At 41.3% G+C, this 10,748-nt stretch carries 7 protein-coding genes and 1 pseudogene; 2 read left to right on the plus strand and 6 right to left on the minus strand.

Annotated features, from left to right (window positions below; all coding sequences use genetic code 11):
• Positions 1 to 245: 245 nt before the first annotated feature.
• From BQ7483_RS15970 to BQ7483_RS15990, 5 genes are all read right to left on the minus strand, one after another.
• On the minus strand, positions 246 to 1,568 hold the full coding sequence (locus BQ7483_RS15970) for a sigma-54-dependent transcriptional regulator (RefSeq protein ID WP_072546570.1): 1,323 nt from the start codon (positions 1,566 to 1,568) through the stop codon (positions 246 to 248).
• The gene (locus tag BQ7483_RS15975; protein WP_072546571.1) at positions 1,561 to 3,879 is read right to left on the minus strand and encodes a hybrid sensor histidine kinase/response regulator; all 2,319 of its coding nucleotides are present in this window, start codon (positions 3,877 to 3,879) and stop codon (positions 1,561 to 1,563) included. The genes BQ7483_RS15970 and BQ7483_RS15975 overlap by 8 nt, the downstream gene beginning before the upstream one ends.
• The gene (gene tet, locus BQ7483_RS15980; protein WP_065739727.1) at positions 3,879 to 5,804 is read right to left on the minus strand and encodes a tetracycline resistance ribosomal protection protein; all 1,926 of its coding nucleotides are present in this window, start codon (positions 5,802 to 5,804) and stop codon (positions 3,879 to 3,881) included. The genes BQ7483_RS15975 and tet overlap by 1 nt, the downstream gene beginning before the upstream one ends.
• A gap of 266 nt (positions 5,805 to 6,070) precedes the next feature.
• Complete coding sequence (locus BQ7483_RS15985; protein ID WP_005944281.1) at positions 6,071 to 6,928, minus strand: GNAT family N-acetyltransferase; 858 nt, start codon at positions 6,926 to 6,928, stop codon at positions 6,071 to 6,073.
• Positions 6,929 to 6,939: 11 nt separating this feature from the next.
• Complete coding sequence (locus BQ7483_RS15990; RefSeq protein ID WP_005944282.1) at positions 6,940 to 7,317, minus strand: nuclear transport factor 2 family protein; 378 nt, start codon at positions 7,315 to 7,317, stop codon at positions 6,940 to 6,942.
• A gap of 118 nt (positions 7,318 to 7,435) precedes the next feature.
• Here BQ7483_RS15990 and BQ7483_RS18085 point away from each other — a divergent pair.
• Positions 7,436 to 7,715, plus strand: a pseudogene (locus BQ7483_RS18085) (DUF418 domain-containing protein); the annotation flags it as partial.
• Positions 7,716 to 8,357: 642 nt separating this feature from the next.
• Here the strand turns inward: BQ7483_RS18085 and erm(F) are convergent.
• On the minus strand, positions 8,358 to 9,158 hold the full coding sequence (gene erm(F) / locus BQ7483_RS16000) for a 23S rRNA (adenine(2058)-N(6))-methyltransferase Erm(F) (protein WP_002682030.1): 801 nt from the start codon (positions 9,156 to 9,158) through the stop codon (positions 8,358 to 8,360).
• A 174-nt stretch (positions 9,159 to 9,332) separates the two neighbouring features.
• Between erm(F) and BQ7483_RS16005 the strand changes: the two genes are divergently transcribed.
• Positions 9,333 to 10,619 (plus strand): IS1380-like element IS942 family transposase, encoded by a 1,287-nt coding sequence (locus BQ7483_RS16005; RefSeq protein ID WP_072546572.1) that lies wholly within the window; start codon positions 9,333 to 9,335, stop codon positions 10,617 to 10,619.
• Positions 10,620 to 10,748: the final 129 nt, after the last annotated feature.

Below are 10,748 nucleotides of genomic sequence, written 5' to 3' on the forward strand. Positions count from 1 at the left end.
AGCGTGCAATTCACACTACTTTCAAGCGACGGCTCTGGTAAAGCCTTTTACGGAGAGTACGTGAATGCACGCTATGCGTAGGCATAGCATAAGCATCACGCAATCGTCTCCGTAGTGTCAATTTACCAGATTTTCGCTCGAAACGCCTTGCGGTCTTATGTTATATATCGGCGGCGAAAGGCTCCCCAATCACCGTTTACCTTCAAATGTTCATGCAAAGATAGCTAAATTCAGTGAATTACCGGCTATGATTGCCTGAATTTGTATTTCAACCCATACTCTTCCAGCTTGCTGTATAGCGTTGTACGTCCTATTCCGAGCAGTTCGGCGGCAATCTTGCGGTTCCCGTTCGCCTGCTTTAACGCACGTAAAATCCGTTCCTTGTCTTCTACGTCGTTGCGTAGGGCGAAGCTGACGGGTGAAGTCGGTTTCGTCACGGCAAGTTCCAGATGTTCTTTCGTGACAAGTCCGGTCTGCGCCTGCAACACCGCACCCATGATTTTCTGTCGAAGCTCACGGACATTGCCCGGCCAAGCGTGGGTCAGCAATGTCTTACGGGCCTCTCCGTCAAATCCAATAACGTCACATTCCAGTTCTTTGTTCGCAATCTCTCGGAAAAACTCAGCCAACGGCATGATGTCCTCCTGACAGTCGCGCAACGGCGGAACGGTTATCTCGAAGTCATGCAGACGATATAACAGGTCTTGTCGGAATCGTTTTTCATTCACAGCTGTCTCCAGATCTTCGTTGGTGGCGGCGATAATACGGACATTGAAACTTTTATCCGTCTTATCACCTATCGGGCGGTATCTTCGTTCCTGTATAGCTCGGAGTAACATTTGCTGGGTTTCCGGTGCAAGGTTACCAACTTCGTCTAAGAACAGCGTACCACCTTCCGCCTCGTGAAAATAGCCTTTCTTGTTGTTGTCCGCACCTGTGAACGCTCCTTTGACGTGTCCGAAGAAAGCCGATGGCGCAAGTTCTTTGGTGAGTGAACCGCAGTCCACCGCGACGAACGGTTTTCCTGCCCGTTTGCTTTTGTCGTGCAGTTGGTGTGCGATATGCTCCTTACCAGTGCCGTTCTCGCCGAATATCAGCACGCTCATGTCAGTGGGAGCCACCAGCCTTATTCGTTTCATGATAACTTGAAATGCCGAGCCGTCACGAGAAAACACCGGCATACGTTTTCTTCCGATACTCCTTTCTTTTAATAGGGTACGAAGCAGAGGGACGAGTTTGTCCTCCACAAGTTGTTTGGGTATGTAGTCCAACGAACCGAGTTTCATGCTTTCCACTGCCGTATGCACTTCGGCATAGTCGGTCATGATGATGAACGGTTGCATCATGCCTTCCTTGCGCATCCAGCGCAATAGATCGATGCCATCGCCTTCAGGAAGACGCAAGTCTGAAACTATGATGTCGTTTTCTGTCGCTTGTAGCAGAAGTTTCTTTGCTGTCGAGAGGTGGAAAGCCTGCACGGTACGGAATCCCTCCCGTGCCAGCAGGTTGCAGACAAACTCACAATATACGATATTGTCCTCCACCACGATGATTTTTGTCTTATCCATTTTCGTATTTTCTCCTTTCTTCTTTTGCCAGTCGGATGATTTCTGAACCTTTATTCAGTACGGCAGTCACGGCATTGTGTAATGCCTCATTATCGGGAACGGCACTTCCACGAAGTAGTTTATAAAGTTCTCTTAGTGGCTGGTCGGCACGGAGTATCTCCCACGAACTTCGCAGGTGGTGTGTAAGGGCATCCAGTTCCTGAAGGGCGTGCCGCCGTTCTGCATCCCTGACCGACTGCATTTCCTTTTCAGTTTCCGCTATCAGCTTCTCCAGCATGACTGATTCATTGCCATAGGACAGCAGGGTGGAAAAGTTCGGTTTTTCGTCCCATGTGCCTTTCTGGGCGCATTTGTCTGAAACCTCCAACAGTTCCGATATGGAGAAGGGTTTGAACAGGCATCCGGCGAATCCACGTTCGATAAGTTCTTCCTTGCTGCAACTGCCCGAAGCGGTTGCTACCACTACCGGGATAGCCCTTGAGTTGCCCACATTGGAGGTGCGCAGAAGCTCCAGCAACTCGAAGCCGTTTATTTCCGGCATATTCAGGTCAGTAAGCAGCAGGGCGTATTCCTTTTTCCGTATCAACTCCATCAGCTTCGCCACATCGGTGCTGGTGTCACAGTGTATTCCTTCCTGTGCATACATTTCTTTCAGCATAAGTAGCAACACCTCATCATTGTCAATGGCAATAACATCGTAATGCCTTTCTTCGTGACGAACATGCTTTTTAACCGTTTGTTTTGGCAGTTCTTCGGCAGGATGTGCGGGTATTTCCACCGTGAAACGGCTTCCCTTGCCTTTTTCGCTTTCCAGCCGGATAGTGCCGTCAAGCATCGCCACAATACGCTGTACGATTGACAATCCTAATCCGAAGCCGTCTTTTGTGGCTGCGTTTGACAGTCGTTCAAACGCGCCAAATACCCGTCGTTGTTCATCTTCGGTCATGCCTGTTCCCGTATCTTCAACGACAAGTTTCAACATACCGTTATCATAATCCATTGTCAGGGATACACTGCCGTTATCAGTGAACTTCATAGCGTTTGACAGCAGATTGTTCCCGATTTGCAGAATACGATCCTTATCGGTCAGGACAACCGCATCCGTTCGGTTCTCTATGGTCAAAGTCAGTCCCTTGTTCATGGCGATAGGTATAAACTCCATTTCAAGAATATGCGTAATTGCTGAAATCCTGCATGGAGATATATTGGGTAGCTCTTTACCGTTGTCCAGACGGAAGAAGTCAAGTAGTGTGTTAAGCATCCTACGCATCCGATCGGAGGATTGCTGTATATTTTGAATGTATATCCCTATTTTATCGGTGTCGCGTTCTTTGTCCATCAACCCAGCATATCCGGTTATCGCCGTCAGCGGTGTACGCAACTCGTGGGTGATGGTATGCACAGCTTTTTTGCGAGAGATAATCAGTACCTTGTTTTGTTCCACAGATTGTTTCAGTTGTCCAATTAAGTCTGTCGTTTCTTTTTTATATCGTTTGATACGATTGGCATTCCGATGGATAATGATATATGAAATTACCAAAAGCAGAAGGACAAATCCTGTCAGACCACTTATCTGCATAAATGATTGCTCACGCATGACAACTATTTCTGTTTCACGTTTTTGCAGGTCGGCCTGTACTTTCTCATCCATCTGGCGGATTAGGGCTTGTAGTTGTCGGTTAAGTTCCGCGTTACGGGCGGCAAGGCTATCGGCGTGTTCCGACAGACGGCGGCTTTGCGCCTGTTGTTCGGTTCTCATATTCCGGTTAAAGGAACGGTGCATCGTGGTAGTCACAGTTGGTTTCGCTTCTTCCTTTTTGCCGAAGATGCCCAAGAATCCTTTTCGTTTAGGTTTCTTGGGTTGTTCTTGCACACTTTTCTGCGCGATTACGGGTACTTGACGGGGTATCTTATCGTTGATGGCATGTTGCTGTTCAAGTATCTGCACGATTTGGCACATCTGCCGTTCCTTATCTTCGAGAAGATGGCGTACGCTGTCTATACGCTCTGCCGGATAGGTAGCTTTGAAACGGCAGAGCATACTGTCCATTGCCATACGCTGTGCATGGTAATGTTCGATATCTTTATCGTTCCATTCCAGTATTGTTTCACCAAATAGAGAGAATTTTATCATTTGAATATTGATATTGTTTATCTCTTTTCGGAACTCGTCTATTTTTTTATTGTCAAGTTCTAATGCTTCTATCTCCTGCCATTCATAGAAGCTATTATATGCTATACATCCGATAAGAACGGAGATAAGTATATACCCCAACCGTTTTGTCTTATAGAAATTCCTGGATCGTTCCATTATTTTGATGATACTGATTTTTCAAACATGAATAAAAGTTTATCCTTTTCTTCCATACGGGTATTATCAGAATAACCGCCTTTTGTTATTTGATACCCACACGGCTTAACCATAAAAGTGCCTAAGCCTTTAGTGTATGAACTTACTTCTGAGGCATAGTCTTTACTTGTATTTAATGGAACTTTCCCTTCAATAAGACACCACTCATTATTACAACTGATACCTTTAATCTCAGACATCATTTTTTGCAGATCTGTAATAGCTTTGGAACTTGCTACTTGTGGTATCTGTAACTCAAAATAGAGCATCGGTTCGAGAATATCCACTCCTGATTGTTGCAAAGCCAACCTGAAGACATAAGGAGACAATTGTCTAAAATCGGCAGGGGTACTTATCGGACTATAATAAAGGGCATAAGTAAAGGTTACTTTCAAATCCGTCACTTCCCATCCATGCAATCCCGATTGGCAAGACATACGGATTCCTTCAAAAACGGCATTTTGAAAAGAATGGTTCAGATAACCAAAGGAGATTTCACTTTCGATTTGCAACCCTGACCCTATCGGTAAAGGTTCAAGAGTCAGTCCTATGGAGGCCCAGTAAGGGTTGGGAGGGACTTCGATATGGATAATCTTATTCACCTTCTTTTTAGGTCGTTCTTTGTAGATAGTCTTGATTTCATCAAAATGGGCCTTTACGGAGAATCGTTCTTCCAGCAATGTTTGTATGATTTCTTTTTGGGTTAAACCATATAACGAGATTTCCAATTCATCACTATATGAATTTATGGAAAAGGACAGAGACGGGTCTTCAATAAACAATACATTTAGAGCGGATATCAACTTGCTTCTCTCTTCGGGCTTGTCTGGTCGGACAGAAGATTTGAGGGCGGGATGCTGATGAGATAATCCTTGAATCAGACAAGGTTTAACACCTAAATAATCTCCGATTCTTAATTCTTCTATATCTTCTATAATTGCGATATCATTAGCAACCACTTCATCAACATTTATCTCTTTGCCCTGATAAATGGTTTTTAGATTTTTAATCTTGATGAATTTTTCAGAATCATTGACTTTTATAACGGTTCGAAGTCTCAGCCTTCCGTCAATAATTTTTAGAAAACTTCTTTTATGCCCTTTGGGGTCATGTTCTATTTTATAAAGATAAGCTGAAAGTCTATTGGGGACTGATGCCGGAGGAAATATAAAAGAAATGATGGCGTCTAACAACTCATTGATGCCAATATTGCACATTGCTGATCCATGCAAGACCGGATAGGCTTTGGCTTTTGCCACAAGAGCGATTATCGCATTCCAATAATCTGCCGGTAAGATTTCTTTATCCGCCAAATATAGTTCTAATATATCGTCGTCATGGTTGCATACAAATTCTTTGTGTTCTGCCCTTATATCTGTTGGGGTGCAAATCGGGTAAACGACTCCATCGACAACCGTTTGCATAAACAAGACGTCTTGCGACAGATTTGTTTTTATGTCCAGATATAAACGCTCAAGATTTACGCCGGCACGATCAATCTTATTGATAAATATAATTGTCGGGATTTGCAGTTTTTGCAAAGTCTTGAACAGCAACTTTGTTTGTGCTTGTATGCCTTCCTTTGCCGATAATATGAGGACTGCACCATCAAGCATTTTGAATGTCCGCTCCACCTCTGCAATAAAATCCATGTGTCCCGGAGTGTCAATGATATTGCATTTCACACCATTCCAAACAATAGATGTCGTAGAAGCCCGAATAGTAATTCCTCTACGTTTTTCTATATCCATAGAGTCTGTTATGGTGTCACCTTTATCAACACTGCCGCGCTTTTCCGTTGCTCCGCAGGCAAATAGCAGATTTTCGGTTACGGAAGTTTTTCCTGCATCAATGTGAGCAAGAATTCCTAAATTTATAATGTTCATTTGATTAAGCAATAATATACTACAATAGATGCATTGCCGAAACGCACCTTTTAATACCTCCTCGTAGCATGTAGAAAACTACAGGATTCTTAACTCGTATTAATATGTATATTATTACTGCCGCATAATTGAACGCAAATTTACGAAAAAAAAGTTCCCTGACAAAAGCACAAAGAACTTTTTTAAACTTTTTTAATCTATACGTATTTTTATTTGGTATTATTAATTTGTTATTTGATGATGAGGGCTATTCATATAAATGTAGGTTAAATTTTTCTGACCATTTCAAACTGTTGTCCTTTTGGGGTAAGTCCTAATGATGACAAGAAACCAGTGACTGATTCACAATCGCAATCAACATTAGTAAATTTGAGTACATCGCTTTGAAAATGACTGACAGCACTTTTAAGCAAAGACTTGCCTATTCCTTTACGCCGGTAATCTTTTGCAACTGCGAGGGATGAAATATCGCCAGATGCCGGTTCAAAGATAACAAATCCGACAAGTTCTTCTCTTTCATAAGCTCCCAATATGTCCAAATTGTCGATTCCGCGTTCCAGTGAAGCCCTGTCATTTTGCCATGAAGGATGAAAATCGAACCAGGCCGTTTGGTTAAGGCAGTTTTTTAAATCCGATGGGAGTATGCGACATGCGGTATGGTTTACTTGCAATACAGGAACAATATCGCTCAGTTTGGCAGAGTAGTAGTTGAAATTTCTCTGTGTTTCAAAGCCTAATTTGCGATATATTTTTATTGCTTTGTGATTGTGTTGCAAAACTTCCAGTACATATTGCCGAACTCCTTGTTGACATATCAATTCGAGGCTGAAAGTGAATATTTTTTGGGTTAGGTGTAATCCCCGGAATGAAGGTACGGTTCCCGTCCCTGTGTCATAGGCAGTCAAGATGTTGTTGTACATGCCTGTTCCGTTAAGCACAAAAGAAATCAGCCGTCCTTCGAAAAATACTCCGAAAGATAGTTGTGGATTGTATCCTCGTCGGTCGAGCATGCGTCGCAATTCATCCGCATTCAAAGAGAAATCATAATCTTTGAATGCAGATGAGAATGCCGCATACAAATCTTTGAAAGAAACGGACTCTAAAGAATGAATGATGATTCCCATATCGGACGGTGTTATGTGTTTGGATTTTCATCACTATTCTCTACGGGTAAACCGTGCTGTTTGAGAAAGCTGAGCTTATCCCAATAACCTCTTTGGAAAACTATTTTATCGTTTTGCACATGAAAGAATCCGCATCCTCGCAACCCGAGCGGATCTTTCCATTCCATGATAGCCCATTCTCCATCCTCGAATATATGCTCAACAATACAAACCATTTTTGAGGTTGCAAATTCATTTACAAACATTTCATGGATAGCTGTTTTTCCTATAACTGGGGTGTTTGCGACTTGATGGTTTATGGCATCCTGAGCGTATAAGTTTGCCAAAGCGACTGCATCGGCGGCGTTGAAGCAGTCAATCCATTTTTGTAGTATCTCTTTTGGCGTCATATTTTTCGTATCTTTTATTCTTTAATATTTAATTGTTGCTTTTTCCTCTATAAGTTAGAATTAGACATTTTTTCTAATTCCTTTTGGAAGGATCATCAAAAACAAAATTAGTATTTTTTTCTGTTTTACTGATGATTCTGTAGAAATATTCTCGTTCATATTATTGTGTCATAAGGAATGTGTCAAATAAAGCGGTTTCCACATTACAGCTTTATGGTAAAATGAGTTTAACCAACTACATAACGCAATCTGTTGTCGGTGCTGTTATCTATTTCCCATTCGTATTCTATTTAGCCCCTTATTGTGGGTATGCAGCAAGTTATCTTATCGAATTCATTCTCTTTGGGAGTCAAATATGGTTGTGCAAATGGTGGCTGACAAAACATAAACAAGGTTAGTTGGAATGTTTTTGGTATAATGTTTATAAACATAAATCAAGAAAGAGCAAATAAATTTAATAGAGGCTGCCCAAAAAGAAAGAAAGTCTTGCAATCACTCTCCTACAGATACTTGCAGAGGGGATATGATTTACTTTTAGACCTTTTGGATAGCCCCTATTAATATTTCTTGAATTCAAATCACAGAGAAGTGAATAGACAGTATTACCCGACAGAGCAACTACGACAAAGCAATGCCATCAAAAAAAATGACAGCACACACAAAGCATAGACTGATTGTCTTGCCCTAAAAGATTGATTGGAATTTATTCAGGACTGCCTATCACTTAGATAGAAGTCCAAGGTCTGCTGAAATACATAATTCAAAAATTGAAATTGCTTGACTGCAAATTTAGTAACTTTATGCAACAAATTAACGAGAAAGATGAGAAAATGAAAGCCGACCGCATAACATCACCTATACGCAAGCAGGGGGTTCGTGCTTCGTAAGACAGGAAAGTGGTAAATTTAAAGTTCAGTTCATCGTAGGTAGCTTAGTGGTAAAAATCCCTGCCTGCGTATAGCTGCAAACCGTTATGCGGCAGCTTAAAAAAAGACGACACCAAACCAAAAAAATCATCTTGACAACCACCCGACTTTGAACTACGAAGGATGAAATTTTTCAGGGACAACTTCCAGCATTTCCAAAAAACAGTTTAACCATTGACTTGGAGACAAACAAACAATTTGAGCATTAAGGTTTAAACCGAATTTTTCCGAAATTGACCTGACCTGACTTTTCCTGAAAATCGACTTTAAAGCTGTTTTTACAGATAAATCAGGTTTCTCTAACAGACAGGAAATAAATGCTAAGTATTTGGCTTTAAACTTAAAATCAAAAAATAAGTGTTTTCTTTTAATGTTTAACAGGGCTGATTTGACAGTTGGCGGTGGCAAGAAACTTTCAGGACCTACCTCATAGACAAGTTTCAAATCAAAAAAAGTATGATAGAAAACGGTATATGGATTGTAAAGCTTCCTCGAAAATAACTTTTGTGTAGGTTCTAATTGAAGGACAATGGAACCTCCCAGAAAATTTCCAAGACTCTCAAACATCAGGATTTTGAAAATATCGGAAGTAATGCCATAAGGAATATTTGACACCACTTTGAAAGGAAATTTCGGAACTGCAAAATTCCTAAAATCACAACCGACAACTTGAACATTTCGGGCATCAGAAAATAATTTTCGTAAATGTTCAACCAAAGCTGTGTCGTTTTCAATAGCAACAACATTGTTGGCGATTTTTAATAAATGAACAGTAAGAAACCCCTTGCCTGCCCCAATATCTAAAACCGTATCCTGATTACTTATATTTGCTTGTCTTATTGCATCTTTTATTAGCACTTTATCAATAGTAAAGTGCTGACCCGTAAAACGAACGGGCAATTTCTTTTTTGTCATTAGTAACTTCTTACAGGTGAATACTTCTTGAGTTCAACCTTAATTCCGCAACACTATAGTTTAACATTATTTATAAGTGCCTGAGCAACAAAAAGTTGCCCAGGATTTTGCCATGTCAGAATTTTCACTTCGCTTAGTGTTGCGAAAAGAAGACAAGCAAAACTCTAATATGACATGGCAAAGATACAAATAAAATCTGGGAAACTCACTCCTTTTGGAGGAATTTTTTCTATTATGGAGCAATTTGATGCTCTTTTAGCTCAAACCATAGATTCCACCTTGGGATTGAGATGCACTATGTTTGGTTATCAATATAGCGAAATTCTACGCTCTCTGATGTGCGTATATCTTTGTGGCGGCTCATGTATTGAGGATGTTACAACTCACTTGATGAAACATTTGTCTCTTCATCCAACTCTTCGCACTTGCAGCGCAGACACCATATTGCGTGCTATCGAAGAACTGACTTGTAAGAACATCACCTATAAATCTGCTTCTGGCAACTCCTATGATTTCAATACTGCAGACAAGATGAACTGCTTATTGATCAAAGCCCTGCTTGCTACTGGTCAATTGAAATCCGGTCAAGAGTATGATTTTGACTTTGACCATCAGTTCATTGAAACAGAGAAGCATGATGCAAAACCAACCTACAAGAAGTTCCTGGGCTATAGTCCAGGTGTGGCAGTCATTAACGACATGATTGTCGGTATTGAAAATAGAGACGGCAACACAAACGTGCGCTTCAACCAAAGAGAGACTTTGGAAAGAATCTTCAAGCGACTGGAGGCATCAGAAGTATATATATCCCGTGCCCGCATGGATTGCGGCTCATGCTCGGAGGAAATCGTAGATATGGTAGAGGCTCATTGCAGGCATTTTTATATTCGTGCCAACAGATGCTCTTCCTTCTACGATTCCATGTTTGCCTTGACTGGATGGAAAACTGTTGAAATCAACGGTATTGAATTTGAGCTGAATTCCATCCTTGTTGAGAAATGGAAAGGAAAACCGTATCGTCTTGTCATACAGAGACAAAGGCGAATAGATGGAGACCTTGACATTTGGGAAGGCGAATATACCTACAGATGTATACTGACTAACGATTACAAGTCGAGTGCAAGAGACATCGTGGAATTCTACAATCTTCGTGGTGGCAAGGAACGCATCTTCGATGACATGAACAATGGCTTTGGCTGGAATCGATTGCCAAAATCGTTCATGGCACAGAATACTGTATTCCTGCTTATGACAGCTCTCATCAGAAACTTCTACAAAGCTATTATGCAGAGATTGAAAACCCATGAATTTGGATTGCGTGCCACCAGCAGAATCAAGACCTTTGTTTTCAAGTTCATCTCTGTTCCTGCGAAATGGATTAAGACATCACGTAGGCATGTATTGAATATTTACTCAGACAACAATGCTTATGCCAACCTGTTCAAGACAGACTTTGGTTAAAGACCATGCTTTTCTGGTTAAACCAGCGTATTACCTCAAGTCGCTTTATGGGGTAAGGGGATTTTGTGTCTGCGACATTTCTGTTGTGCAAGAAATATGTACAATAAAATGAATTTTGTCGCTTTGCAA

Source organism: Mediterranea massiliensis (assembly GCF_900128475.1).
GTDB lineage: Bacteria > Bacteroidota > Bacteroidia > Bacteroidales > Bacteroidaceae > Bacteroides > Bacteroides massiliensis_E.